Raw genomic sequence first — 230 nt, 5'->3', positions numbered from 1 at the left:
AACAAACAGATGCAAGTCAAAGTGTAGTAGTAGGAGTTGAATACAAAGGTACGACTAAAAAAGCAGACGCATTTACAGTAGATGCAAAGGGACAGGATGTAGTAGCAGCAGTGTCAACTGTAAATGCAACAAATGGAACATTAACAATAGTACTAGATAAAACACCAACAGTAGATCCAATTGCAGGAGACTTTACAGCAACTAAAGCAATAGATGGAGGACAAGAAACG

The 230-nt window shown here is 38.3% G+C and carries 1 protein-coding gene; it reads left to right on the top strand.

The genetic code is table 11. The features are described 5' to 3' along the window. Nucleotides 1–230 (top strand): hypothetical protein (locus tag KGF38_RS20230; protein ID WP_227832709.1); only part of this gene is annotated, 230 nt, incomplete at both ends.

The organism is Clostridioides sp. ZZV14-6387, assembly GCF_020657835.1.
GTDB classification, from domain to species: Bacteria; Bacillota; Clostridia; order Peptostreptococcales; family Peptostreptococcaceae; genus Clostridioides; species Clostridioides difficile_A.
This window is presented reverse-complemented; position numbering and strand designations above follow the sequence as displayed.